Raw genomic sequence first — 25,786 nt, 5'->3', positions numbered from 1 at the left:
TTAAGCCCGAACTTTACGACTTAAAAATTTATTTTTAGCTTTTGGCAAGACTAAGGCTAATACCACGAGTAGCGCGGTAATCAAGTTCAAATCTTGGGGACCAAATCCGATACTACGTAGCGTACTGCTTGATAGAGCCACTTGAATAAAGAGCTTATAAAGCACCGCACCAACGACCACCGCAAAGGTAATCAGCCAAATACGCTTAGCTGGAATAATGGTCTCGCCGATGATGACCGCTGCTAAACCAATGACAATCGTACCGATACCAATTGAGATATCAGCGCCACCTTGCGTCTGCACAAATAATGCGCCTGCTAACGCAATCAAGCCGTTAGAAATCGCCATACCAATGATGGTCATCCATGAGGTATTGATACCTTGCGCCTGTGCCATGCGTAGGTTTGAGCCAGTCGCCCGCATCGATAAACCCGTTTCGGTACTATAAAACCAGTTTAAAAACAACATGGCCAATAGGACGACGACACCAATAATGAGGCAGCGCATCCAGTAACCATTACCATCACTGACCAAGGTACTAAATACGGTCGTTTCACCTAACAATGGTAAGTTTGGCGCACCCATAATCCGTAGATTGACAGAGTATAAAGCAACCATCACAAGGATACTGGCAAGCAGCTGTAAAATGCCCAGCTTAACGTGTAGCCACGCGGTGACAATACCGGCGACTGACCCTGCTAGCATACCAAAGGCACAAGCAAGCCAAGGATTCACTCCAGCGATGATAGAAATACCCGCGACAGCGCCGCCCAACGGAAAACTACCGTCAGCGGTCAAATCTGGAAAGTCGAGGGTACGAAATGAGATAAGGACGCCAAGCGCCACTAGGCCATAAATCAGACCACTTTCAAGCGCACCAAAAAAAGCAATTAAAGACATAAGAGATCAGTAAGTCATAACCCAGCGTTTAATAAATGATGGCGAGATAATTGAGATAGGCGACATATCGCGCTATCAATCAGCCAACTTTGCTTAAACGACTAAGCGGTGAATTTAACAGATAGAGGTATCTGCAGTTAGGGTCAAGCAAAACCTATTCTTAGAATGCTTGATTATAAGCTTTGCTTATTTACAGCCTTGAAAAAACAAGCCCAGCCTACTGACTGAGAGCTGGGTTTGTCTGCGCTACCTACATAGCCATATCAAAATAGCTATATCCAATTAACCTAGACGATAATTGATAAAAACTATCGTCTAAGAATTAGAGTTAAAAGCGGCAGTTATTCTAACACTACTTTTGCTTTATCGATAACGGCTTGTGGAAGCGTGATGCCTTCGGCTTGCGCATTCTTTGGACTGACATGTAAATCAAGCGATTGCGGCGTATAAACAGGGATTTCGCCTGCTTTTTCACCGTTTAAGATACGCGTAACGATTTTACCGGTTTCGCGGCCCAAATCGTAATAGTTCACTCCTAACGCAGCAACGGCACCGCGTTCAACCGAACTGGTATCAGAGGCAATCAATGGAATCTTACTTTCTTTAGCGATTTGGTACAGTGATTCGTATGCTGAAACCACGTTATTATCCGTTGAGGTATAAATCATATCGACTTTACCTTCAAGGCTACGAGCGGCCATCGCAATATCGTTACTACGCTGCGCAGGCGCTTCGTGAACGTTAATACCAAGCGGGGTCAGATTCTCTTTTAGCGCTTTTAAAACGATGGTTGAGTTTACTTCGCCTGGGCTATAGACATAACCGACGTTTTTTAGACTTGGGATAATTTGACGCATCAAATCGATTTGCGGTGCATAAGGAAGGGCATCAGAGGCGCCAGTAACGTTGGTGCCAGAGCCATCAAGTTTCGGTACCAATTTAGCTGCAACAGGGTCGGTGACCGCTGAGAACACCATAGGAATGCTGCTGGTAGAAGCGGCTACAGACTGAGCCGATGGTGTGGCAATCGCTACGATGACATCTGGTGCATCAGCGACGAATTGTTTGGCAATCTGACCGGCAGTGGCGGTATTACCTTGGGCGCTTTGGAAGTTGATGGTTAAGTTTTCGCCTTCTTTGAAGCCGGCGTCACTTAACTCGTCGATAACGCCTTTACGCACATCATCGAGTGCTGGATGTTCAACGATGGCGGTAATAGCGACCGTTTTCATGACAGCTTTGGCATCGCCGCCCGTTGCAGCGCCGTCAGTGGTGTTGGCATCTTGTGCTGGCTGGTTACAGCCGGTCAAGATAGCGGTGCAAACACCGCCCCATAATAAAGCTTTGGCAAAACGATTTTGATACAACATGGGTCTGACTCCTGAAAATAATAATGTGTCCGTACATTATATAAAAGATAAAAAAGGGTAGCGCTGCCAGCCATTATCCTAGCTGATTGTGTAATCCGTTGTATAGCTGATTATTAATTACCGTCCATTTATTCTTTACTATTGAGTCGCAACTATTTATTAGTGACTATTTACTGACCTTTTGTGCTTCTTTGTCGACATTGATGGCGTTTTTAAGTAAGTCTGCCGATAGGCTAGTACCTTGTTCAGCGGCGTGTTTTGGGCTGACATATAGCGTTAAGGTATTCATCACTTGCGGTGCGATATCTTTGGTCGCTTCACCGTTTAATACCCGATACACCATTTTGCCCGTGGTACGGCCAAAGTCATAATCATTAACCCCAAGTGCCGCCGTCGCACCGCGTCTGACGCTAAACTCATCTGAGGCAATAACTGGGATATCAAGTTCATTAGCCGCATTTGCCATTGCTTCAAAGGCAGAAACCACGTTGTTATCTAATGAGGTATAAATAACCTCTACCTTGCCTGCTAGACTACGAGTCGCCATTGCAACGTCGGTAGGGCGATTGGCAGTAACGCCCAATATCTTAAGCCCACGTGCTGGTGCTGCTTTTTCCAGTTGTTTAAGAACCACCACCGAATTGGCTTCGCCTGGGCTATAAACATAACCAATGGTTTTCACATTAGGGACAATTTTTTGAATATTGTCTAACTGCGGTTCAATAGGTAATTCGCTCGACAAACCAGTCACATTGGTTTGGATAGGCACGTCATTTTCGTCAATTAGCTTGGCTGCCACAGGGTCTGAAATGGCGGTATAAATAACGGGAACAGTTTTAGTCGACGCTACGATTGATTGCGCAGAAGGTGTTGAGATGGCGACGATGGCATCTGGATTGTCACCGGCGAACTGTTTGGCAATTTGCCCAGCCGTTGCGGTATTCCCTTGCGCACTTTGAAAATTAACGGTTAGGTTTTGCCCTTCTGCGTAGCCGTTGTCCGCCAGCTCATCAATAATGCCGCGGCGCATCTCATCTAAAGAAGGATGCTCGACAATTTGCGTGATGGCCAAGGTTTTGGCAGGCTTATCGTTAGTTGCGCTATCATCAGCGTTGACGGCAGGGTCGGTCGCATTATTAGAGCAAGCGGTTAAACCAAGCGCCGCGCTAAAAGCAGCGCCGCACAGGCTAAGGCGTAAAGTAGTGGCAAAGGTCATTTTATTTTGGCTCATAGGTTAAAAATTGCAGGTTACCCGAGTCAATGTTATGTGCATGCTGAGATAACGGGCGAACATAAAGGTAATCAATCCCTTGATGATTACGTCCATATTATGACAGTAATGTAACTTATGGCAATAAGAAAATAAAACGCATTTGTCATTGATTTTATAAAAGTGAATAAAGGCAGATTTTTGTCGATATTTTTATTTTTTGCCCACGCTCTTTTTATTTTGTCACCAATGAATTTTAGGCAAAAAAAAGATGCCACGAAAGCATCTTTTTTATTCTATAAGTACAACCGCATTTAAGCTAACACTTCACCAATCACGCAGTTGTCCGGTAAAGTAACCACCGTTAACTGAGTTTTCGGGTTGCCAGTCGATAATACCATGCCTTCTGAGATGCCAAATTTCATCTTACGCGGCGCAAGATTGGTGACGCAAATTACCTTTTTATCCAGCAATTGCTCAGGCTCATAAAACTTACGGATACCGCTAAAGACATTACGCGGTTTGTCTTCGCCAACGTCCAAGGTAAATTGTAAAAGCTTATCCGCACCTTCGACATAATTACAGGCTAAGACGTGTGCCACTTTCATCTCAACTTTGGCAAAGTCTTCAATACCAATATAGTCCGCTTGCCCAGCTTCACTGTCAGTATTAGCCGCTGGTACTGGCTGGGTGTTTACTACTGCTTTTTTATTATCTGAATTATTATCGCTGTTAGCAGTAGGGGCGTCTGCTTGCGCTAACGAGGCCTTTGAATCTTCAACCATTGCCGCAACGTCTTTTTCTTCGATACGCTGCATCAAAGGTTTAAATTTATTGATTTTATGACCAAGTAGCCATTGATTTCGGCTAGCAAAGCTTAAATCATCAATATTTAAGAATTCTTTAGCATTGGCTGTCAGCTCAGGCAATACTGGCGCCAAATAAACCATCAATTGGCGGAAGATATTAATCGCCACCGAGCAGACGTCTTGCACTTCTTTCTCAGTGCCCTCGATTTTGGCAAGCGACCAAGGTTTTTTCTCGTCGATATATTCATTGGCTTTGTCGGCACACTGCATGATTAAGCGCATCGCACGCGAGAACTCACGGTTTTCGTAAGCGGCGGCAATTTCATCACCAGTTTTGGTGATATTTTCTAGTAATTCTGATTCTACGCAATTGTCTGACAGCATACCGTCGTATTTCTTCACGATAAAACCGGCACTACGGCTGGCGATATTGACCACTTTACCCACCAAGTCAGAGTTGACCTTTTGCATAAAGTCTTCTAAATCAAGGTTAATATCTTCAACTTTGTCAGACAGTTTACTGGCGAAATAATAACGCAAGTATTCAGGGTGTAAGTGTTCCGCGTAAGTTTCGGCCTTGATAAAGGTGCCGCGTGACTTACTCATTTTTTCGCCATTGACCATCAAGAAACCGTGGGCAAAAACACCGGTTGGCGTACGGAACTCGCTGCCGGCTAGCATCGCTGGCCAAAATAGCGCATGGAAATAAACGATGTCTTTACCGATGAAATGATACACCTCGGTTTTATGCTCGTTTTCTTGCATCCAATAACGGTCAAAATCAAGCGCTTGGTCGCTACCTTCGCGCTTATCACATAGGTTTTTAAAGCTTGCCATATAGCCAACTGGTGCATCTAGCCAGACATAAAAGTATTTTTCTGGCTCATCGCTTGGTGTATCTGGGATTTGAAAACCAAAATACGGCGCATCACGCGAGATATCCCAGCTGGTCAGACCCGCGTCAAACCATTCTTGCAGTTTATTGGCGACGGAGACTTGCAAGCGATTTTCGCTACGCGTCCAATCTTTTAAGAATTGCTCAAACTCAGGCAAATCAAAGAAATAATGCTTAGAAGTTTTAAGCACGGGCGTCGCATTAGATAGCGTTGAATGCGGATTGATAAGGTCGGTTGCATCATAAGTGGTACCGCATACCTCACAATTATCGCCATATTGGTCAAGCGCGCTGCATTCAGGGCACTCTCCTTTGACAAAACGATCGGCTAAAAACAGCTGCTTTTCAGGGTCAAAAAGCTGCTTGACGTCCTTTGTGCTGATATGTCCGGCGCTATTAAGGCGACGATAAATCAGCTCAGAGAAATGCTTGTTTTCTTCTGAATGGGTGCTGTGATAATTATCAAAGTCAATCAAAAATTTGGCAAAATCGGCTTCATGTGAGGCTTTTACCGAGGCGATTTGCTCTTCTGGGGTGACGCCATTGGCTTCTGCTTTGAGCATAATCGCCGTACCGTGTGCATCATCAGCGCAGACATAGGTGACCTGATGGCCTTGTGCTTTCATCGCACGTACCCAAATGTCGGTCTGAATATATTCTACAAGATGCCCCAAATGGATATAGCCATTGGCGTAGGGCAGCGCACTGGTTACTAAAATCTCACGCACTTTTGTCACCTATATTTTTATATAAACGGGTTGATTTTCAAACGTCTCGAGCACTTTATGAGGAGTCAGCACCGTATTATCAATGCTAAATTATTAACACTTAAAACGTCCAATAACTCTAAAAAAGAGAAGAATTAAAAAAGTGCGCCTATGATACCGTAATTCGGCCGATTTTGTGATATTACCTTGGTAATTAAATCGATGCTAAGACAGTGATTAACTATATTTAGCATTTATATGGTTATTTGTTTGATAGAGGAAATTAGCTTTATTTAAAGTCAGCTATGCTAAAACTAACATAAAAAACCCACCCAGCAATTTGCTAAGTAGGTTTAATGAATAAGTGGATTCGATGAAAGGGTAGATTTCTGTGGTATTTATAGTCCGTTTTTATATTTTAGCTACTTTTTAGAACGAGCCAAACATCGTTCCTAAAATGATAATAACAACCACCGCAATAAGTGGGATTACTATAGTGACCATAGCAACGTTTAGATAAGATTGCTTATGCGTCAAACCACAAATCGCCAGCAAGGTAATGACCGCACCACTATGTGGCAAGGTGTCTAAACCGCCTGCTGCCATCACAGCGACTCGGTGCATCAGCTCTGGGTCAATGCCAGCAGCGACAGCCATTCTCAAATAGTCTTCGCCCAGCGTCGATAGAGCGATACTTAAGCCACCAGAAGATGACCCCGTAATACCAGCCAGCGTGGTCATAGCGACCGCCTCTGAGATAAGTGGGTTGCCAGGGGTTAGGTTTAAGATACTGTCACGAATAATAAGGAAACCTGCTAATGAGGCAATAACTGCGCCATAACCAACTTCCGAGGCCGTATTAAAAATTGGCAACATTGAGTCATAAGTTCCACGGTTAATGGTTTTTTGTAGATTGTTCCAATGTCCAATACGCAGCACAATGAGTACAGTACAAGCAACGACCAATGAGATGATAATTGACCATAACCCAAGTGAACCTGCGATATTTAAGTCCGGAAACTGGGCTTGTAAACCGCTAAAATCCATCGATGGAAAAATAAAGTAAGTTAATAAAGCGTTTAGTGCGATGACCAGCACCAGCGGGATCATAGCAACGGTAAAGGAACTGTGATGCGTGCTCGCCAAATTGGTTTCTACTGTTGCGCTACCAACACCACCCACATCACTTTCATCATGCTGACCATAGCCTTCACCTGCTGCAACGGCTTTTTTGGCTCTTGATTGTAACCACAACCAGCCACAAAAGAACATTATAAGACCGCCTACAATACCCAAAATAGGGGCAGCAAAAACGTTGGTATTGTAATAAGGGATGGGAATTGCATTTTGAATTGCTGGCGTGCCAGGCAATGCAGTCATAGTAAAGGTAAACGAACCTAGCGCAATTGCAGCTGGAATCAAGCGTTTAGGAATATCCGCAGCTTTAAACAAGTCTTTAGCGATCGGATAGATTGCAAATGCCACCACAAATAATGACACACCACCGTAGGTCAAAATAGCGCATACTAAAATAACGGCCAAAATAGCTTTGCTGGCACCGAGCTTTTCGACCACGGTTTTGGCAATCGCTGTTGCCGCACCTGAGTCTGCCATTAAGCGCCCAAATAGTGCCCCGAGTAGGAAGATAGGGAAAAACTTTAGCAAAAATCCACTTAATGCACCCATAAATACATCAGTATAGGCAGGAATGCTGCTTAAGAAATCACCTGAAAGTAATACAGCCAACATCGCCATAATCGGTGCCAAAATCAGCACGGAATAGCCGCGATAAGCAAAGAACATCAATAATAATAAAGTGATAATAATAGCAAATGTGCTAAACATGAAAGCCTCTCCTTGGCCGGTGTTAAATAGCGAATAAATAACGTTTGCTACTACGTCATGTGCAGGCGATAGTAATATCGCTATTATCAAGTAGCACAAACGTGAAATACCGCTCCCATTTCCTTATGGTTATTCTCTAGTCGCTGTGAGAATAATATGTTAAGTTAGCATAAGAATTTTAAATAAGATATATCGATACGCAGTGTATTGCTTTTAAAATAACTGTGTCTATTGGTTGGTAAGACGAGAGTTGCCATGATGTGAGTTGCATCATGCAGGAAAAATCATTAAATAAAATATAAAAAGTGACTTGCAAGGAGATAAGCATGAGTCAATCAAAAGTATATAGCAGCGCAGCAGAGGCGTTAAAAGGTATCGTTAGTGACGGGCAAACTCTTGCTATCGGCGGGTTTGGACTGTGCGGTATTCCTGAAGCGCTGATTGAAGCGCTGCGTGATAGCGGGGTCAAGGATTTGACCTGTATCAGTAATAACGCCGGTGTCGATGATTTTGGTTTAGGTCTATTGTTACAAACGCGCCAAATCAAAAAAATGATTTCATCTTATGTCGGTGAAAATAAAGAGTTTGAGCGTCAATATTTGTCAGGCGAGCTAGAGGTTGAACTGACACCGCAAGGGACGTTAGCAGAAAAACTGCGTTCAGGCGGAGCAGGTATTCCAGCGTTTTATACCGCTACGGGCGTTGGCACACAAGTGGCTGAAGGCAAAGAGACGCGCGAATTTGATGGTCGTACCTATGTGCTTGAACATACTTTGCGGGCAGATGTGGCACTAATCAAAGCGCAAAAGGCCGATAAAGCTGGCAACTTAATCTTTAATAAAACGGCGCGTAACTTTAATCCAGATTGTGCGATGGCAGGTAAAGTTACAGTTGTGGAAGTCGAAGAAATCGTAGAGATAGGGCAGCTAAACCCCGATGAGATCCATCTACCGGGTATTTTTGTCCAGCGTATTGTCTTAAATGATAATCCCGAAAAACGTATTGAAAAAACTACTACCAAAGCAGCCACTACAAGCGCTTAAATGAAAGATTATTTAATGGTTTTAATGAAAAAATAACAATAGGCTTTGTAAAAAATAAGGAAACTATCATGGTATGGACAAGAGAGCAGATGGCACAGCGCGCCGCGCAAGAGTTAAAAGATGGCTATTATGTCAATTTAGGCATTGGTTTACCGACCCTAGTCGCCAACTATATCCCTGAAGGCGTCGATGTTTGGCTTCAGTCTGAAAACGGTTTACTCGGTATTGGCGAGTTTCCAACCGAAGAAAATGTCGATGCGGATTTGATTAATGCAGGCAAGCAAACTGTCACCACCGAACCGGGTGCCAGCTATTTTAGTAGTTCAGAGTCGTTTGCGATGATCCGCGGTGGTCATGTCAATCTTGCGATATTGGGCGCGATGGAAGTATCCGAAAAAGGCGATCTGGCCAACTGGATGATTCCAAAAAAAATGGTCAAAGGCATGGGCGGCGCGATGGATTTGGTGGCTGGCGTGCAGCGGGTAATTGTACTGATGGAACAGGTCAACAAACATGGCGAGCCAAAAATCCTTGCCGAGTGTGAATTGCCTTTGACAGGTAAAGGCGTGGTCGACCGTATCATTACCGAGCTTGCCGTATTAGATGTCACTGGCAACGGTCTAAAATTGGTTGAGCTTGCAGAAGGCGTAAGTTTTGAGGAGTTACAAGAAAAAACGCCGGTGAGCATTACCCAATAAGCCAGTTTAATAAATAAGCGGGTAATACAGGCATCCAAACAACCTATTTAATAATGGACTATAAAATATGGCGACCACATTACAACAAGATTTGACCGGCAAAGTAGCATTGGTCACTGGCGCTGCAAGCGGCATTGGCCGTGATATTGCTGAAACCTATGCTAAAGCAGGCGCTGCCGTTGGTATTGCTGATATTAATCTGGCAGCCGCACAGCAAACGGTCGATGCTATCGAAGCCGCTGGCGGACGTGCACTTGCAATTGCCATGGATGTGACCTCAGAGGATGCCGTAAATTCTGGCGTACAGCAATTATTGGATACCTTTGGCAGTATAGATATTCTTGTATCAAATGCCGGTATTCAAATCATTGACCCGATTCATAAAATGGCGTTCGATGACTGGAGAAAAATGCTCGCTATTCATTTAGATGGGGCATTTTTAACCACTAAAGCGGCTGTGCAACATATGTATAAGGCTGACAAAGGCGGTACGGTCATTTATATGGGCTCAGTGCACTCGCATGAAGCGTCATTATTTAAAGCACCGTATGTAACTGCCAAGCATGGTCTATTGGGGCTGTGTCGTGTGCTAGCAAAAGAAGGCGCTGAACATAATGTACGCGCACATGTCATTTGTCCCGGTTTTGTCAAAACACCATTAGTCGAGAAACAAATCCCGCAACAAGCAGCTGAAAAAGCCATCAGTGAAGAATCTGTGGTAAATGACATTATGTTGGTCAATACCGTTGATAAAGAATTTACCACGGTTGATGATATCGCTCAATTGGCATTATTCTTAGCGGCTTTTCCAAGCAATGTATTTACTGGGCAGTCTATCGTCGCCAGTCATGGTTGGTTTATGAGTTAACGCTGTGGTCAATGGATAGATTTGCGGGCTGTTTGCTTGGTTTAAGCATCATTCGCTTGCTAATAAAACACCAATCCTTTAGCATTTGATTTTATGTTAATTTGAGCCAATAATATTGGCTCTTTTTTATGAGCGCCTGTTGCCCATTTTGCGCTGCACGGAGTAGAAGCGATGAATAATAAAGACTTGGCGTTGACCTATGCCGAAAAAATAAGCCGTGCTATCGAGCAGCAGCAGTATGAGCAAGCGATTGAAGAGATTCAAAACCAGCGCCCCATCGATATAGCTGATTTATTGGCATTAATTGAACCTAAACTCGCTTGGCAGCTCCTTGCGCATTTGCCCAATCGCTCGACGATATTTGCTTATTTAGACCCAGATAGTCAAGTGGCGCTCGCTTATGTCTTTCCGCGCGCTATTTTAGCCAAGATAGTCGGTGAGATGCCGTCAGATGAACGGACTGATTTGTATAAGCGCTTAAGTCAAGACCAACGCGACGTGCTATTACCTGCCTTAGCGCAGGCGAAGCGTGAGGATATTCGCCGTCTATCGGCCTATGAAGAAGGCACAGCTGGTGCCTTGATGAGCTCTGATTATGCGACGTTAGGGGCTGAGATGACTGTCGCCGAAGCCTTGGACGCGCTACGTTTAGAAGCGCCCGATGCCGAAACTATTTATCATGCTTATGTGATTGATGACGCGCGTAAGCTATTGGGCGTGGTGTCATTAAGGGTGCTTATTTTATCATCGCCTGAACAGCTGATTAAAGACATCATGGTCAGCTCGGTCATCTCTTCTGATGTCAACGATGACCAAGAAGACGTTGCGAAAACCGTTGCTCGTTATGACTTAATCTCCCTACCCATTACTGATGCCAGTGGGGCGTTGGTCGGTATCGTCACCCACGATGATGCGATGGACGTGGCAAGTGATGAAGCCACGGATGACTTCCATAAGTCAGGCGGTGTCTCGACCATGGTTGGGCGCTTAAAAGACGTCAGTATTACTGTCCTTTACCGTAAGCGAGTTTTTTGGCTGGTGTTTTTAGTATTTGGCAACTTGCTGTCGGGGCTAAGTATTGCTAACTTCGAAGACGTCATTGCGGCAAACTTGGTCTTAGTGTTTTTCTTACCTTTACTGGTTGATAGTGGCGGTAACGCCGGCTCGCAATCAGCGACTTTAATGGTACGCGCTTTAGCGACGGGTGATGTGGTGATGCGTGATTGGTTTTCACTCCTTGGCCGCGAAGCCTTAGTTGCACTGCTGCTCGGGGCGACGATGGCCGTTGCCATTGCCCTTATTGGCTATGTGCGTGGTGACGCGACCGTCTCTTTGGTTCTGGCACTAAGTATGCTGTGTGTCGTTATGATTGGTAGTGTCATTGGCATGAGTCTGCCTTTTATACTCAATAAACTCGGTTTTGACCCTGCAACCGCCAGTGCGCCTTTGATTACTTCAATCAGTGATGCGTCAGGCGTGCTGATTTATTTATTCATCGCTTCTAGGTTTTTACCAATTGGTTAGTTCGTTTAATAAACGGTCATTTACATAAGACCGCTTAAATAAAAAAATAACACCAATTTTGACCCTCATACCTACTGACAGTGTGGTTTTTTTATAGCGCCCATTGAGCTACACTGTATCTATATAAAAGCATTTGGCAAAAGTTTTATAGGCTAAAGTTTTAGCTAAGAGTTTTTTTAAACAATTTCAAACAGTTATTGTTTAAAAAGATTCATCGTTTTTGCCAAATTTAACCATCGATATAGGTAGTAGAGGTAGCTATGTTTAATTTTATAAAAAAAAGAGCATCTTCGAAATCCGAATCTCCGCAGCAACAAGCGGCTCGTGATAGCGCCGTTGATCAAGTTTTACTCAATTACCATTTAGGTAATAGTAGTCTTGCGACTATGGTCACAGGTCTAGAGCGCGATGGCGATGAGCTGACTTTGGATTTGCATCTGCCGCAAAATAGCGACCCCGAGACCATTCAGCAAGAGCTTGGCAATCTGCTGCATCCGCATGGCATCAGAGTGATTCATATGAATGTGCGCCTACCAGCGCCTGCAAAAGGCGCGGGCTCAAGCCTACCAAAAGCCATGCCAAAAACCACCAACGCGATGGAAAAGCAGACCAAACCTTCTGCAAATACGGATAGTAGCAATCAGGCTGAACCGCCGATTACGAAAGCGGCGCCGACGCAAGCGTCCTTAACGGCGCATCCGCGTATCCGCCATATTATCGTCGTCGCTTCGGGTAAAGGCGGCGTTGGTAAATCAACCACTACCGTTAATATCGCCTTAGCATTACAGAAATTGGGCAATCGGGTTGGCGTGCTAGACGCTGATATTTATGGACCAAGTATGCCGACGATGCTGGGCGTAGACAAGGTCAAACCCGAGCTAGAAAACGAGCAATTTGTACCTATTGAAGCGCATGGTTTGGCAATGCTATCGATTGGTAGCTTGCTCGATGGTGATAATACACCTGTGGCGTGGCGCGGACCAAAAGCCACTGGCGCCTTAATGCAGCTGTATAACCAAACCAATTGGCCGCAGCTCGATTACTTAGTCATCGATATGCCGCCTGGTACTGGCGATATTCAGCTGACATTGGCGCAGCGCATTCCGGTAACGGGTGCGGTGATTGTGACGACGCCGCAGCATATCGCCTTACTTGATGCGCAAAAAGGCATCGAGATGTTTAATAAAACCAATATTCCAGTACTTGGCGTGGTTGAAAATATGGCGCTGCATACCTGTAGCAACTGTAACCATACTGAAGCGATTTTTGGTACGGGTGGCGGCGAAAAAATCGCTGAGCAATACCATGTGCCACTCTTGGGTCAGTTGCCACTTGCTAGCGGTATTCGCGCCCAAGTGGATAAAGGTGAGCCGAGCGTGTTGGCCGATGATGAATTTGCGCCGTATTATCTAAGTATTGCTAAAAATATCGAAGCCAATATCAATAAATTTGCCAAACCAGTTGATGATAAGCGGATTTTCTAATAGTTTTTAATGGCTTCTAAAGTTAATAAAATAGCCTAAGCATATAAAGTCTTACAATCTAAATGACTTTGAATTTTAAAAAGGAAGTATCGTGAGTCTATCCATTTATCAACGTCATTTAGATACTATCCCCAAGCAATATCAGCTCCTAAAGCTATTTCGTCCGCCGATATACGTGATTGAGCTGTCGAATAATCAAGTAAGCGCGGTTTGCTACTATAAAGATGGCAGTGGCAAACGCTATCAGGTTAATGCAGATTTTAGCAATCGCCGAATGGTGATTGCTGATTTTTTACAAGCAGTACAAGCTATGACTGATTTATTGCTTAAGTTTTCTAGGCATCCGTTTGGCATAAGTTCTTTTGCAGTAGTCAATGTGACAGAAGAACTTATAGATGGTTTGACGATGATAGAGATTAAAGCTATTAGAGAAGCCGTTTGGGCTGCTTCAGGACAAGCGAAGAGAAGAATCGTCAGCAGCATGGTTAGCTACCAAGGACAGGTAGTCTCGTAATGAATTTTGGCTAGGATGCCTTAACCATGAAGCAAAATAATAATCATCAACCTATCGCTAATCACTTGAGAGTAGTTGAGATTGACCAGCTTATTCAAAACGCTCAACCTAACTTAGGCGTTTTTGCTAACGTTAAGCGCATCAACTATCTTGACTATCATAGTTATCTTATCTCGCAAAAAGCGCTGCCAAACTGGCGCAAAGCGCTTAAAGCCAACCAATTTTGTTTTATCCAAATTATCGAGCCGCCTTATCGAGTTTGCCTAGCACTGGCGACGATTAAGCTTGCGACCAGCGCCTTCGTTTATCTTTATCATGATGAAACTAGTGAGCTAGAAGTTTGCGAAGCCTTGCAACCTTTGCCGCGGCAGACCTTATTAGAAGGCGATTGCTATCAAGGTCAAATGGCGTTTACCCATGATAAGCTGACCGTAACATTGGATTTTACGCCTTCGCAGATTAACGTTGTGCTAGATAGTCAAAACCTTGCACTCAATGCAACCTTAGCAAGACAATCACAGCCACTAGCTATCTGTACACCAACGGGCAGACGCGGTTGGACCTTTACCCAAAAAGAGCCGCTGACAGCAATATCTGGACATCTACTTATTAAATCTCATTCAACATCTAATATTACTGTTCCTGATGCTAAAGCCAAGCAAATCGACTTTACTGACACGACTATTGCCAATCTAGATTGGACGCTTGGCTATATGCGCCACAAGACCAATTGGTTTTGGACTTGTATTAATAGCTACTTGCCAGACGGTCGTCATTTTACTCTTAACTTATCGATGGGTGTCAATGAAACCGGCGCCAGTGAAAACGCTTGATGGGCAGATAGTGTATTTGCCGCCTGTGATGTTTGTACGTCAAGATTTGGATGCAGCTGCGCAGCATACTTGGCGTATTTATCATCAAAATCTTGGCTGGAGCAAGGTTGATATTGATTTAACCTTTACGCCGATGACTGTCTATAAAAAGACCGATAACTTCGGTGTGCTCGCCAGTATCTTTGAGCAATGGCTTGGTTTGTATAGTGGTGAGATACGGCTAGTAGATGAGGTGATTAAGCTTGATAAGGTAATGGGCTTAGCGGAAGATCATTTTGCTAAATGGTAGCTTATGAGCGCTTATGATGCACTTATAAATAGCAGGTTTAACTTTAAAGTCGTTGCCGCTCTATAAATTGCGCCGTCAATTCCGTATAATCGTCGCTATCAAAATATCATTCATATCATCATCTCGATTTTATATTTGCTAAGGAACAACAATGTCTATCAAGTCTGACCGCTGGATTCGTAAAATGGCCGAAGAACATGGCATGATTGAACCATACGAGCCAGGTCAAGTACGTTTTAATGATGCCGGCGAGCGTTTGGTCAGTTATGGCACCTCAAGCTACGGTTATGATGTACGCTGTGCGCCTGAATTTAAAGTCTTTACCAACGTCCATTCAGTGATTGTAGACCCAAAAAACTTCGATGAAAAAAGCTTCATTGATGTCATCGGTGACGAGTGTATCATTCCGCCAAACTCTTTTGCTTTGGCGCGCACGATGGAGTATTTTCGTATTCCGCGTGATGTATTGACGATTTGTCTTGGTAAATCGACCTATGCACGCTGCGGTATCATCGTCAACGTCACACCACTTGAGCCTGAGTGGGAAGGGCATGTGACGTTGGAATTTAGTAATACCACCAACTTGCCTGCGCGTATTTATGCGGGCGAGGGCGTGGCACAGATGCTGTTTTTTCAAAGCGATGCGGACGACGTTTGTGAGACCAGTTATAAAGACCGCGGCGGTAAATACCAAGGTCAGCGCGGTGTGACACTGCCAAGAACTTAATACTCAAGCACTTAAACGCCAAGAGATTAAGTGTTTTTGAGCCTGTTAGCATTTTGGACTGACCATAAAAAAAGCCAGCATATGGAATATGACTGGCTTTTTTATGGCTAATTCTTTCGGCTATTTTAAAGTCGATTTTTTAACATAATTATTTTAAAACTTTTAACCCTGCTTTATTATCGCGCTTAGGTTTTGGGGCAGCAGTACTTTTCTTGGAGGTAGTCGCTGCGTCTTCTTCAGGGACATAATCATCGTATTCATTAGGGTCAAAAAACATCCCTTGCGAATTTTCTTTGGCATAAATCCCCATTACCGCCGTCAATGGTACCCAAATCTCTTGCGAGACACCGCCGAAGCGCGCACTAAAATGAATATAATCATTTTCCATGCTCATATTACCGGTCGCGCGGCTAGCAATGTTGAGCACGATACGTCCGTCTTGGATATGCTCTTTAGGGACTTGGACATTGTCAGCAGTAGCATCTACCATCAGGTATGGGGTGAGCGCATTGTCCTCTATCCATTGATATAGCGCGCGCACCATATAGGGACGTGTTGGGGTAATAGAGGTGGTTTCTTCGCTCATTTTTTGGTTTCCTTATGCATTATTATTAAATACTGTCTCGTTTGCGATAAAGTCGTATTTATAGAAAAATCATTCACTATATCGCTATTCTATATCAAAGTCTATTTTAGGGGAGTCGTTAGCGGTTGTCTAATTAACGTACGCTTTTTTGAAAGCTGTCACGTTCAAAGACCCGTTTTTGATAGTCAAATAGGGGGCGACTGATAGCGCGCGGTAACTCAATACCCATCTCTTCTAATCGCCATAACAACGGCGCTAATAGCACGTCGCACCAACCAAACTCGTCGGCCATAAAATAAGGTTTATGAGCAAATAAAGGCGACAAAGTAATTAAGGAGTCGCTTAGCTGCTTTTTAGCCAAGGCTGCTTGCGCTTTGTTAAAACTGTCCGGATGCATGAGCAACCGTTTGCCGAGCACTAACCAATCATGTTGTATACGCCAAGCCAATTGGCGAAACTGGGCGCGCTCTTGCGGCGTATCTGGCAGTAGTTTATTGGCATGATAACGCTCCTCAAGGTATTCGAAGATAACGTTAATCTCATATAGCGCAATCTCACGCTGTTGTAAGACAGGCAAAGTGTGATAAGGATTGAGCTCGGTCAAGTCTTCCGGACGCTCAGAATGTAGCCGCGATAAATAATAGGCAAGCTTTTTTTCTTCAAGCAATAGGCGTACCACATGGCTGTTGTAGCCATCGTCAGCGTATAAAATCAGCTGACTACTTGGAATGTCATTCGCATCAATCATGGAAGCCTAATGTATTAGTAAAGCCTATTATCGTAAACAATGTCGCTGTGTTTATCAAGGCAGCGTACGTAACCATTGCCCATAAGGTTATTTTTAACAGAAAACTTTATAACTAACCATTTATTCAAACATAAAAAAAGCACTACCGAGGTAGTAATGCCAGTCAGTTAAGGCAAAAACTCAATAAAAGTAATAAAATAGCCCATCTAATAAGTAGATGGGCTATTTTACTATGAGACTACAAAACGCTATTAATGAGACGCATAAAAGGATTCCAGACACCCTAGAACAATTTAGTGAATTAATAGATCCTGAGTGGATACAGCAAGCTTTAGAATATACCGGCAAAGCGAGCATTAGAAGGCGTAAGCTACCTGCTGAACATGTCGTTTGGCTAGTCATAGGTACCGCCTTATATAGAAACCGTTCCATCTGGTATATCACAGAGCAAATGCGTCTTAATCTAGACTCACAGGCCTGTGTACCCAGTGCAGTCGTACAAGCAAGACAACGCCTCGGGCATGAACCTCTAAAGCAGCTATTTCATCAACTAAGTGCTCACTACCAAACAGAATCACTAACCCAGCAGCAAGACTTTATGGGACTTAGCGTCCAAGCTGTAGACGGTGTCGTATACTCACTACCCTATACTGATGAGAACCTTCAGCACTTTAGTTCAAGCAAAGGCAGAACCAAAGAGGCGCCCTATCCACAAATGCGTTCGGTATGCCTGATCAATACTGACACGCATGAGATCATTGACACAACCCTTGGAGATATGGGTCAAGGAGAGATCACCTTAGCCCGTCAGCTAAACGTTCAAGACAATAGCATTACGCTATTTGATAGAGCCTATTTCTCAGCAGACCTACTTATCAGTTGGCAACAAACCCATCCAAACAGTCATTGGCTTATGCGGGCTAAAGATAATCTGCGTTACACTGTGATTGAAACCTTTAGTGAAGGGGACTACTTGATACAAATGCCGGTTTCTCCCCAAGCTCAAAAGAAAAACCCAAACCTACCCGATACTTGGCAAGCTCGATTAATTGAGTGTCGTTATGAGGGTAAGACAAGACGATACATAACCTCTTTAATAGATGATAAACGCTTTACTAAGGATAAAGTGGCACAGCTGTACTTGCAGCGCTGGGAGATCGAGATGGCTTTTAGGGAAATTAAGTCTGATCTACAGGAGGGGCTGGTGTTAAGAAGTAAGCTGCCACAGCTTGTGTTACAAGAGTTCTGGGGGCTTATGATTGCTTATAATCTGATAAGACGTTTGATGCGCTATATGGCAGTTAGAGCTAAGGTTAGCCCTCTACGAATTAGCTTTCATATGGCGTCTATTACGATTGTTGATCTGTTACGGTTTGCGCCTTTACAGGCTGCAGGACTCTTCCCTAAGTTGTTAGATACACTTTTAGAGGAAGGGAAATTGTTTGTTATTCCTGAACGTAGAAAGCGATCTTGCCCGAGGGTAGTTAAGGGTAAACCACAAAAATATCCCAAAAAAAATACCAGTCAGCGTTAACTGACTGGCATTACTACCGAGGTAGTGCTTTTTTTTTTAGATAAAGTTTGGATCTTTATTGCTTTATTATTTTACGTCTTTCCAGAATTCTTTATTTAACAAATAAACTGGAATGAGCAGTACTAATAAGAATAAAATCACAAAGAAACCGATTACTTGGCGGTCATGACGTACTGGCTCTGCCATCCACGCCATAAAGTTAACCAAGTCACCAACTTCAGATTCAAACTCTTCTTCACTTAAGGTTTCTTGCATATTATGCAACACATGCGGCATAGCAGCGTTTGCAAGTACTAAGTTGTTCGAGCCCCAAGGACGGCTTGGATCTTCATAGAACGATAGAAGGTAAGTATAAACCCAGTCATCACCGCGTAGTCTTGTTTCAAGTGACAAGTCCGGAGGTGCCGCGCCAAACCATGATGCTTGAACATCGGGGTCGATTTCAGCATTGATATGGTCACCGATTTCATCGGTGGTGACCATCAAATACTTTTCAACCAGCTCAGGCGGTATCTCTAAGTCTTTAGCAATGCGCGAATGACGAACATACTTTGCTGAGTGACATCCAGCGCAGTAGTTCATAAAGATTTTCGCGCCATTTTGTAGCGAACCCTTATTGGTAAAATCAATAGGAGCTGTACTACAAGCTAAGTGTTCAACCACACCATCGGCATTGGTAAAAGTACCACATCCACCACCTGATGCGCTTGCAGTGCCAGCAGTCAACGTCAGCGCGGCGCCTAAGCCTAGACCAGCTAGGGATTTAATTAGCGTGCTCATTAGTGACCTCCGGTAACGCGTTCTGGTGGCTGTTTACACTTCTCAATAGCTGTGTAGAACGGCATCAATAAGAAAAACAAGAAATACAGAATGGTAAAGATACGTGCCAAAATCGTCGCTGTTGGCGTTGCAGGTGTCGCACCCAAGTAGCCTAATACCACAAAGCTGATAGCAAAGATAGTAAGGGCAATCTTAGACAAAATACCTTTATAACGTATCGAGCGTACAGGCGATCTATCAAGCCATGGGATTAAGAATAGGAAGGCAATCGCACCGCCCATTGCAATCACACCACCAAGCTTATTAGGAACTGCACGTAAGATGGCATAAAAAGGTGTGTAGTACCATACTGGTGCAATATGCGCAGGTGTTTTCAGTGAGTTTGCTGCTTCAAAGTTTGGTGGCTCAAGGAAGAAACCGCCGCCTTCTGGGAAGAAGAATACCACCGCAAAGAAACAGATAAAGAAGACCACAATACCAACCATGTCATGCACAGTATAGTACGGATGGAATTCGATACCGTCTAATGGTACGCCATTCTTGTCTTTTAGCTTTTTAATATCAATGCCATCAGGGTTGTTTGAACCAACGTGGTGTAGTGCTACTAAATGCATAAACACTAAGCCGACAAGGACAAGTGGAATAGCAACAACGTGCAAAGCAAAGAAGCGGTTTAGGGTGATACCTGAGATGATATAGTCACCACGTACCCATTCAGCAAGACCGTCACCAATGACAGGTAGAGCTGCAGGTAAGTTTAGAATAACCTGAGCGCCCCAGAATGACATGTTGCCCCAAGGAAGTAGGTAACCGAAGAAACCTTCTGCCATCAATGCTAGGTAAATACCCATACCGATGAGCCAAATAAGCTCACGCGGTTTTTGGTATGAACCGTATAGCAAGGCGCGGAACATATGCAAATATACGACGACGAAGAACGCAGAAGCGCCCGTCGAGTGCATATAACGGATGAGCCAGCCTCCTTTGACATCACGCATGATATATTCAACAGACGCAAATGCCCCTTCGGCACTTGGGTTGTACATCATCGTTAGCCAAATACCAGTCACTAGCTGGTTGACCAATACCACCATTGATAACACGCCAAAGAAGTACCAAAAGTTAAAGTTCTTTGGTGCATAGTACTTTGACATGTGATATTCATAGGTTTCAGTCGCAGGAAAGCGCGCGTCTACCCAATGCATTAACTTTTTACCCATGCTCATATTAAGCCTCCCCAATCGTCAAGATAGTACCATCCATGCTGTACTCTGGGATTGGTAAGTTAAGCGGTGCAGGGACACCACTATAAACACGACCCGATAAATCGTATTTAGAGCCATGACATGGGCAGAAGAATCCACCGTACCAGTCATTACCGCCTAAATCAGCTGCGCCCACATCAGGACGGTAGTTTGGTGCACAGCCTAAATGTGTACAGACGCCTTCTACCACTAGGACTTCTGGTGATAAAGAGCGCTCAGGGTTTTTACAATATTCTGGTTGTAGCGACTCATCTGAATCAGGATCTGACAGTAATGACTTGACTGATTCTAAGGTGGTCAGCATCTCTTCAGTGCGCTTGACCACAAAGATAGGTTTGCCACGATACTTGACGACAATCATCTGTCCTGCTTCGATAGAACCAATATCTTGGGTCACTGCAGCGCCTGCAGCCTCGGCTTTTGCGCTCGGCGTCCAAGAACGGACAAAAGGTGTCGCCACAGCAGCTACCCCAGCTGCACCAATGACGGCAGTCGAGGCAATAAGAACTCTACGACGTTGTACGTTAACGCCTTCGGCATGGCTCATTAATACTTCCTCCAGGTGAATGAAATGGGATTATCCCACACTGGGTTTGTGGCTTAGAAAAATGACAATTATCAAGCCACGTTAGCTGTGCCTAATTTTGCTAATTGTTGCTATTCTAAGCTATTTCGGTCATAAAATAAATTATTGTGTTAAAAATAAAGCAGCCTTGAGAAAGCGTACTCCAGTGTTAAACAAGATAATTAGTCTAAAACTGCTTAATTATCAATATTTAACCTACCTTAAAGTACGCTTTTTTATCAACAAGACTATTATGAATAATGACCTTATAAATAATAAGGGTATTCAGCAATAGGGAATGATACTTGAAATCAAGACAATGTTCACTAACTTTCCGCACATTACACGGTTGTAAGTGGTCGTAAGCTATTTATAACCTTTCACCATTTTCGATATAAAGGTTATGTGGTGATAAATAGCGCTAGACAATATCAACTCTCAAGCGTGTGCCAACGCTCAAGCTTAGTCATCATCTCATCTTCGATGACCAATAAACGCTCACTGGCAGCCGTAGCGGCTTCCATATCTTTCGTAAACCAAGAACCGTCAGCCAGCTTTTCTTCTAGCTCCGTTTGCTCAGCTTCTAACGCAGCGATTTCTTTTGGTAAGTTATCGAGTTCGCGCTGTTCATTGTAGTTGAGCTTTTTGGCAGCGGTATTAGACTTTGCCGTGACCGTAGTTTTATTGTTAGCTTTGCTACTAGCAGCATTATCGTTAGACGATTTAGTTTTCTTAGCTTTCGCTTCTTCTTCACGGTTTTTTTGTACCAAGTATTCTTGATAGCCGCCGACATATTCTTTGACGATACCATTACCCTCTTCATCCGTGTCAAATACCCAAGTAGAGGTAACGACGTTGTCCATAAATGAGCGGTCATGGCTAATCAGCAAGATAGTACCGTTGAAGCTGGCGACCGACTCTTCTAATAGCTCAAGGGTGGCCATATCTAAGTCGTTGGTTGGCTCATCGAGCACTAGAATGTTAGCAGGCTTTAATAATTGCTTAGCCAATAACACACGGTTACGCTCACCACCTGATAAGGCTTTAACAGGCGTACGCGCACGCTCTGGGGCAAATAAGAAATCTTGCAGATAGCTCATGATATGCGTTTTGCGCCCGCCAACTTCTACGAAGTCAGAACCTTCAGAGACGTTTTGCGCCACGCTGGCTTCTAAATCTAACTGGTCGCGCAGCTGATCGAAAAAGGCAATTTGTAAATTGGTGCCAAGCTCGACCGTGCCTGTTTTAGTAACTTCATCGTCGGACATATCTAGTAGGGCTTTAATTAGCGTGGTTTTACCCGCGCCGTTGGGACCGACGATACCGATTTTGTCACCGCGCATAATCATGGTGCTAAAGTTGTCGACCAAGACGTTGCCATCATATTCCAGATGCAGGTTCTTAACTTTACAAACCAGCTTGCCGCTTTTCTCGCCTTCACCCATGGTGATATTGACGTTACCGACTTGCTCGCGGCGGCCTTTACGCTCTTCGCGCAGAGCTTTTAGCTCACGGACACGGCCCTCGTTACGGGTACGACGCGCTTTGATACCTTGGCGAATCCAAACTTCTTCTTGTGCTAACTTTTTATCAAAATTAGCGTTGTTTTTTTCTTCAGCAAGTAGCTGCTGTTCTTTTAATTCTTGATAACGCGCATACCCTTTAGCGCCTTGGGTGACGTCATAGCTCGTCAATTGACCGCGATCAAGCTCAACGATACGGGTGGCGAGCTTATTGACAAATGCTCTATCGTGCGTCACGAACAATAACGTCAGACCTTGCCAGTCGAGTAAAAAGCGCTCTAACCATTCGATACTTTCAACGTCTAAATGGTTGGTTGGCTCATCGAGTAATAGCACATCAGGCTTGGTGACCAACGCCCGAGCAAGTAGTACACGGCGTTTACGACCACCAGACAATGAAGACAGGTCAGCTTCAGGATCAAGTCCCATGGTCGTAATTAGACGGGTCGCATCACGCTCTAAATCCCAACCATGTACCGCATCGATATCGTGTTGCAAGGTTGCCATATGCTCGCAAGCATCCATATCACCATTGGCACACATATCGACTTGCTTATTATAGTTAATCAGCAAATCAGCGGTGTGGCGGCTACCGCCCATCACGATGTCCAAGATACGTCCGCTAGTTTCTGGAACGTCTTGCTCTAACATTGCAACACGCATGCTGCTATTTTTGATAATCTCGCCGCTGTCAGGCTGCAATGAGCCATTAATCAGTTTAAATAAAGTAGATTTGCCTTCGCCATTACGGCCAATTAAACAAACGCGCTCGCCTGCATTGATAGAAAAATCGATGCCATCGAGAACAGGAGCCACGCCAAAGGCTAAGTGAATATCTTTTAAATGTATCAATGCCATAGAATATCTTAAGCTTATATAATAGTGAGGTAGGGGTTGTTGCAAAATTCCTAGCAGTATAACATGCTGCCACCTAACTGTAGTATGCGTAAATGCCTTTGTAAACACTATTTTATAAAGTCTGTTTTAAATGGTTAAGTCTGAGATTTCATAAAGAAAATAACTATACTATCTATTATTGAGAACTACTATTGAGAAAAATATGAACCAACCAAATTCGATAGAAAAAAACGCTTCTAATCAACAAGCTCAGCTGTCAGATAGCCAAGCAGATTTACAAGCACAGGTCATTGAGTTGCAAATGAACCTCTCTCACCTTGAAGTTACCGTCGAGAGGCTTGATGAGGTTATTACGCGCCAAGATAGAGATATTCAAACCTTGCAACGTCAACTACAGTTTATCTATAAGCAAGTGCAAAGCCAAGATGGGGAGGGCGGTGTAGCGCCTTTTGATGTCATGGCAGATAGACCACCGCACTATTAGTAATAAGTTTTTTTAATTATAGATAACAAATAATTGCACAGCATTTATTATAAGTTTATATGCGAATTTTGGCATAAATATACGGTTTACTGACTATTCAGTCATATTGCAGAAATAATGTATTTTTCGGTTGTTTTCATGTAAAAAACACATTAGTATCCTTCACCTTAGATACTGTCTACCTAACAAAGTTCGGTGTAGCGGTAAAACAATGTGGATGTTTGGAGGTACACAATGGGCGCAAATTTCAATCTAAAGACTCTAACGGTAGCTTTGGCTGCTCTTTCTGCAGCTAGTATCGCTAGTGCGGCAGGTCTTGATCGTTCAGGTCAAGATATCACCGCGTTTTTGCAAGATGGTACCTATGCCGAAACCGTTTATACCTATATCGATGCTGATGTTAGTGGTAAAGACTCTTCAGGTAATAAAATTGATGACATCGCAGAAGATTATGACTTCTTCCGTTATGGTGTAAAAACGGATATCAACGACACCTTTAGTATTGGTATCTTATATGATGAACCATTTGGTGCTGCAGCTGACTATCTTGGTAATAACGATTTCGTAGCTCAAGGCAATGTTGATAATTCTACGAAGTATTTAACACAAGGTAAATATACTTCTTTTAATGATCTAAACTCAGACTTTAATAGTGCTCGTAACAATGCAGTAGAAGAAGCTACCAAGGCACAAGGTTTTGCTCAGCAAGCAGGCTTAGCTCAGCAGCAGGGCAACCTTGCTGAAGCGGGTAGATTGGCTGCTTTGGCACAAGATGCAAAAGAGAAAGCGACAGGCTATAAAACTGAAGCTGAACAACTTGGCGCACCCTTAAATGCTGTCAAATCTGAGCTAGACAGTAAAGGCGAGGGTACGAATGTCGAGGTACGCACTGAGAGTATTACAGCAATATTAGGCGCAAAATTTGGTACTAACAAAGAATTTCAAGTGTATGGTGGTCCAGTCGCGCAGCAAGTACAGGCCGATGTCAAGCTTAGAGGACTGGCTTATGGTTTAGCGAACGGTTATACCGCTCATATTAGCTCTGATAAGGATATTGGTTGGTTAGCAGGTATTGCTTACAGCAAACCTGAAATTGCTTTAAAAGCTGCATTGACGTATCGTTCAGAAATTGACCATACCCTTCCTATATATGAACAATATCCAGTAGCAGGAATAAAAAAGGGTGGTGATATTGATATTACCACACCAAAATCTGTAAACTTTGATTTTCAGACTGGTATTAATCCAACAACTTTAGCTACAGCAAAAGTACGTTGGGTGCCCTGGGGAGATTTTGCCATTGTTCCGCCTGTTTATAATGACGTAAGTAAAAACCTAACTAAAGATGATATAGGTTTGCCTTTAGTTAGTTACGATAAGGATCAATGGCAAGTAGAATTAGGCCTTGCAAAACGTCTAGCACCGAAGTTTGCGGTAAGCGGTACCGTTGGTTGGGATAGTGGCGCAGGCAACCCTGTTACTTCACTCGGTCCAATCGAAGGCTATTATAGCGTTGGTTTGGGTGGTAAATATGATATCACTGAAAACTGGGCAGTATCTGCTGGCGGTAAGTATTTATGGTTCGGTGATGCAGATGGCCAAATCCCAACCAAACAAGTAGTCAGTAAGTTTGAAGACAATGATGGTTTTGCACTTGGCGTAAAACTATCTTATCAAGCTAAATAATATTTTAACTAAGATTGCTATCATTAATGTAGGTTATAAAT

Annotated in this window: 23 protein-coding genes; 12 read left to right on the top strand and 11 right to left on the bottom strand. The window is 43.7% G+C overall.

Annotated features, from left to right (window positions below; genetic code table 11):
* From RAH45_RS08760 to RAH45_RS08740, 5 genes are all read right to left on the bottom strand, one after another.
* Nucleotides 1–900, bottom strand: coding sequence for an ABC transporter permease (locus RAH45_RS08760; RefSeq protein ID WP_068404436.1), 900 nt, complete (start codon nt 898–900; stop codon nt 1–3).
* Between the two features lie 341 nt (nt 901–1,241).
* On the bottom strand, nt 1,242–2,270 hold the full coding sequence (locus RAH45_RS08755) for an ABC transporter substrate-binding protein (protein ID WP_193029990.1): 1,029 nt from the start codon (nt 2,268–2,270) through the stop codon (nt 1,242–1,244).
* A 166-nt stretch (nt 2,271–2,436) separates the two neighbouring features.
* Nucleotides 2,437–3,486, bottom strand: coding sequence for an ABC transporter substrate-binding protein (locus RAH45_RS08750; RefSeq protein ID WP_193030040.1), 1,050 nt, complete (start codon nt 3,484–3,486; stop codon nt 2,437–2,439).
* Between the two features lie 308 nt (nt 3,487–3,794).
* On the bottom strand, nt 3,795–5,912 hold the full coding sequence (gene metG / locus RAH45_RS08745; protein WP_306495183.1) for a methionine--tRNA ligase: 2,118 nt from the start codon (nt 5,910–5,912) through the stop codon (nt 3,795–3,797).
* 408 nt (nt 5,913–6,320) lie between these two features.
* Nucleotides 6,321–7,736 (bottom strand): GntP family permease, encoded by a 1,416-nt coding sequence (locus RAH45_RS08740; protein ID WP_193029988.1) that lies wholly within the window; start codon nt 7,734–7,736, stop codon nt 6,321–6,323.
* Between the two features lie 326 nt (nt 7,737–8,062).
* Between RAH45_RS08740 and RAH45_RS08735 the strand changes: the two genes are divergently transcribed.
* The 9 genes from RAH45_RS08735 (at nt 8,063) to dcd (ending at nt 15,716) form a co-directional block, all read left to right on the top strand.
* Nucleotides 8,063–8,779 (top strand): CoA transferase subunit A, encoded by a 717-nt coding sequence (locus tag RAH45_RS08735; RefSeq protein WP_144296479.1) that lies wholly within the window; start codon nt 8,063–8,065, stop codon nt 8,777–8,779.
* Nucleotides 8,780–8,847: 68 nt separating this feature from the next.
* Nucleotides 8,848–9,477, top strand: coding sequence for a CoA transferase subunit B (locus RAH45_RS08730; protein ID WP_306495182.1), 630 nt, complete (start codon nt 8,848–8,850; stop codon nt 9,475–9,477).
* A gap of 67 nt (nt 9,478–9,544) precedes the next feature.
* A complete protein-coding gene (locus RAH45_RS08725; protein WP_306495181.1) occupies nt 9,545–10,345 on the top strand; it encodes a 3-hydroxybutyrate dehydrogenase in 801 nt (266 codons plus the stop codon).
* A gap of 171 nt (nt 10,346–10,516) precedes the next feature.
* A complete protein-coding gene (mgtE, locus tag RAH45_RS08720; RefSeq protein ID WP_289050128.1) occupies nt 10,517–11,869 on the top strand; it encodes a magnesium transporter in 1,353 nt (450 codons plus the stop codon).
* A gap of 260 nt (nt 11,870–12,129) precedes the next feature.
* Nucleotides 12,130–13,353 (top strand): iron-sulfur cluster carrier protein ApbC, encoded by a 1,224-nt coding sequence (gene apbC / locus RAH45_RS08715; protein ID WP_306495180.1) that lies wholly within the window; start codon nt 12,130–12,132, stop codon nt 13,351–13,353.
* A 91-nt stretch (nt 13,354–13,444) separates the two neighbouring features.
* Nucleotides 13,445–13,867 carry a hypothetical protein gene (locus RAH45_RS08710; protein WP_306495179.1) on the top strand — a complete coding sequence of 141 codons (423 nt, stop codon included), beginning with the start codon at nt 13,445–13,447 and terminating at the stop codon, nt 13,865–13,867.
* A gap of 26 nt (nt 13,868–13,893) precedes the next feature.
* Nucleotides 13,894–14,700 carry a DUF2804 family protein gene (locus tag RAH45_RS08705; RefSeq protein ID WP_373429167.1) on the top strand — a complete coding sequence of 269 codons (807 nt, stop codon included), beginning with the start codon at nt 13,894–13,896 and terminating at the stop codon, nt 14,698–14,700.
* Nucleotides 14,672–14,989: a DUF2804 family protein gene (locus RAH45_RS13775; RefSeq protein ID WP_373429166.1), complete on the top strand. Its 318-nt coding sequence runs from the start codon at nt 14,672–14,674 to the stop codon at nt 14,987–14,989. Before RAH45_RS08705 ends, RAH45_RS13775 begins: the two co-directional genes overlap by 29 nt.
* A gap of 151 nt (nt 14,990–15,140) precedes the next feature.
* Nucleotides 15,141–15,716 (top strand): dCTP deaminase, encoded by a 576-nt coding sequence (gene dcd / locus RAH45_RS08700; protein ID WP_102076576.1) that lies wholly within the window; start codon nt 15,141–15,143, stop codon nt 15,714–15,716.
* Between the two features lie 148 nt (nt 15,717–15,864).
* Here dcd and RAH45_RS08695 read toward each other — a convergent pair whose 3' ends face one another.
* Nucleotides 15,865–16,302, bottom strand: coding sequence for a ClpXP protease specificity-enhancing factor (locus RAH45_RS08695; RefSeq protein ID WP_068404415.1), 438 nt, complete (start codon nt 16,300–16,302; stop codon nt 15,865–15,867).
* Between the two features lie 133 nt (nt 16,303–16,435).
* Nucleotides 16,436–17,050, bottom strand: coding sequence for a glutathione S-transferase N-terminal domain-containing protein (locus tag RAH45_RS08690; protein ID WP_068404413.1), 615 nt, complete (start codon nt 17,048–17,050; stop codon nt 16,436–16,438).
* 232 nt (nt 17,051–17,282) lie between these two features.
* On the opposite strand from RAH45_RS08690, the gene RAH45_RS08685 reads away from it, so the two are divergent.
* On the top strand, nt 17,283–18,584 hold the full coding sequence (locus RAH45_RS08685; RefSeq protein ID WP_306495174.1) for an IS4 family transposase: 1,302 nt from the start codon (nt 17,283–17,285) through the stop codon (nt 18,582–18,584).
* A 66-nt stretch (nt 18,585–18,650) separates the two neighbouring features.
* Here RAH45_RS08685 and RAH45_RS08680 read toward each other — a convergent pair whose 3' ends face one another.
* From RAH45_RS08680 to RAH45_RS08665, 4 genes are all read right to left on the bottom strand, one after another.
* Nucleotides 18,651–19,364: a cytochrome c1 gene (locus RAH45_RS08680; RefSeq protein WP_068404411.1), complete on the bottom strand. Its 714-nt coding sequence runs from the start codon at nt 19,362–19,364 to the stop codon at nt 18,651–18,653.
* On the bottom strand, nt 19,364–20,584 hold the full coding sequence (locus RAH45_RS08675) for a cytochrome b (RefSeq protein ID WP_369811263.1): 1,221 nt from the start codon (nt 20,582–20,584) through the stop codon (nt 19,364–19,366). Before RAH45_RS08675 ends, RAH45_RS08680 begins: the two co-directional genes overlap by 1 nt.
* Nucleotides 20,585–20,591: 7 nt before the next feature.
* Nucleotides 20,592–21,176: a ubiquinol-cytochrome c reductase iron-sulfur subunit gene (gene petA, locus RAH45_RS08670; RefSeq protein WP_191692517.1), complete on the bottom strand. Its 585-nt coding sequence runs from the start codon at nt 21,174–21,176 to the stop codon at nt 20,592–20,594.
* 449 nt (nt 21,177–21,625) lie between these two features.
* Nucleotides 21,626–23,575 carry an ATP-binding cassette domain-containing protein gene (locus tag RAH45_RS08665; RefSeq protein WP_306495178.1) on the bottom strand — a complete coding sequence of 650 codons (1,950 nt, stop codon included), beginning with the start codon at nt 23,573–23,575 and terminating at the stop codon, nt 21,626–21,628.
* 202 nt (nt 23,576–23,777) lie between these two features.
* On the opposite strand from RAH45_RS08665, the gene RAH45_RS08660 reads away from it, so the two are divergent.
* Together RAH45_RS08660 and RAH45_RS08655 are read left to right on the top strand one after the other, a co-directional pair.
* Complete coding sequence (locus tag RAH45_RS08660) at nt 23,778–24,059, top strand: SlyX family protein (RefSeq protein ID WP_306495177.1); 282 nt, start codon at nt 23,778–23,780, stop codon at nt 24,057–24,059.
* 234 nt (nt 24,060–24,293) lie between these two features.
* Nucleotides 24,294–25,745: a hypothetical protein gene (locus RAH45_RS08655; protein ID WP_306495176.1), complete on the top strand. Its 1,452-nt coding sequence runs from the start codon at nt 24,294–24,296 to the stop codon at nt 25,743–25,745.
* Nucleotides 25,746–25,786 lie beyond the last annotated feature (41 nt).

This window comes from Psychrobacter sp. van23A, from assembly GCF_030845275.1.
Lineage (GTDB): Bacteria > Pseudomonadota > Gammaproteobacteria > Pseudomonadales > Moraxellaceae > Psychrobacter > Psychrobacter faecalis.
Note: the sequence above shows the minus strand (reverse complement) of the source record. Positions and strands in the feature narration are given on the sequence as shown.

Coding starts and splice junctions, on each gene's coding strand:
- RAH45_RS08760 (WP_068404436.1), bottom strand. CDS start 900: ATGTCTTTAATTGCTTTTTTTGGTGCGCTTGAAAGTGGTCTGATTTAT.
- RAH45_RS08755 (WP_193029990.1), bottom strand. CDS start 2,270: ATGTTGTATCAAAATCGTTTTGCCAAAGCTTTATTATGGGGCGGTGTT.
- RAH45_RS08750 (WP_193030040.1), bottom strand. CDS start 3,486: ATGACCTTTGCCACTACTTTACGCCTTAGCCTGTGCGGCGCTGCTTTT.
- RAH45_RS08740 (WP_193029988.1), bottom strand. CDS start 7,736: ATGTTTAGCACATTTGCTATTATTATCACTTTATTATTATTGATGTTC.
- RAH45_RS08735 (WP_144296479.1), top strand. CDS start 8,063: ATGAGTCAATCAAAAGTATATAGCAGCGCAGCAGAGGCGTTAAAAGGT.
- RAH45_RS08730 (WP_306495182.1), top strand. CDS start 8,848: ATGGTATGGACAAGAGAGCAGATGGCACAGCGCGCCGCGCAAGAGTTA.
- RAH45_RS08725 (WP_306495181.1), top strand. CDS start 9,545: ATGGCGACCACATTACAACAAGATTTGACCGGCAAAGTAGCATTGGTC.
- mgtE (WP_289050128.1), top strand. CDS start 10,517: ATGAATAATAAAGACTTGGCGTTGACCTATGCCGAAAAAATAAGCCGT.
- apbC (WP_306495180.1), top strand. CDS start 12,130: ATGTTTAATTTTATAAAAAAAAGAGCATCTTCGAAATCCGAATCTCCG.
- RAH45_RS08705 (WP_373429167.1), top strand. CDS start 13,894: ATGAAGCAAAATAATAATCATCAACCTATCGCTAATCACTTGAGAGTA.
- RAH45_RS13775 (WP_373429166.1), top strand. CDS start 14,672: ATGAAACCGGCGCCAGTGAAAACGCTTGATGGGCAGATAGTGTATTTG.
- dcd (WP_102076576.1), top strand. CDS start 15,141: ATGTCTATCAAGTCTGACCGCTGGATTCGTAAAATGGCCGAAGAACAT.
- RAH45_RS08695 (WP_068404415.1), bottom strand. CDS start 16,302: ATGAGCGAAGAAACCACCTCTATTACCCCAACACGTCCCTATATGGTG.
- RAH45_RS08690 (WP_068404413.1), bottom strand. CDS start 17,050: ATGATTGATGCGAATGACATTCCAAGTAGTCAGCTGATTTTATACGCT.
- RAH45_RS08685 (WP_306495174.1), top strand. CDS start 17,283: ATGAGACTACAAAACGCTATTAATGAGACGCATAAAAGGATTCCAGAC.
- RAH45_RS08680 (WP_068404411.1), bottom strand. CDS start 19,364: ATGAGCACGCTAATTAAATCCCTAGCTGGTCTAGGCTTAGGCGCCGCG.
- RAH45_RS08675 (WP_369811263.1), bottom strand. CDS start 20,584: ATGGGTAAAAAGTTAATGCATTGGGTAGACGCGCGCTTTCCTGCGACT.
- petA (WP_191692517.1), bottom strand. CDS start 21,176: ATGAGCCATGCCGAAGGCGTTAACGTACAACGTCGTAGAGTTCTTATT.
- RAH45_RS08665 (WP_306495178.1), bottom strand. CDS start 23,575: ATGGCATTGATACATTTAAAAGATATTCACTTAGCCTTTGGCGTGGCT.
- RAH45_RS08660 (WP_306495177.1), top strand. CDS start 23,778: ATGAACCAACCAAATTCGATAGAAAAAAACGCTTCTAATCAACAAGCT.
- RAH45_RS08655 (WP_306495176.1), top strand. CDS start 24,294: ATGGGCGCAAATTTCAATCTAAAGACTCTAACGGTAGCTTTGGCTGCT.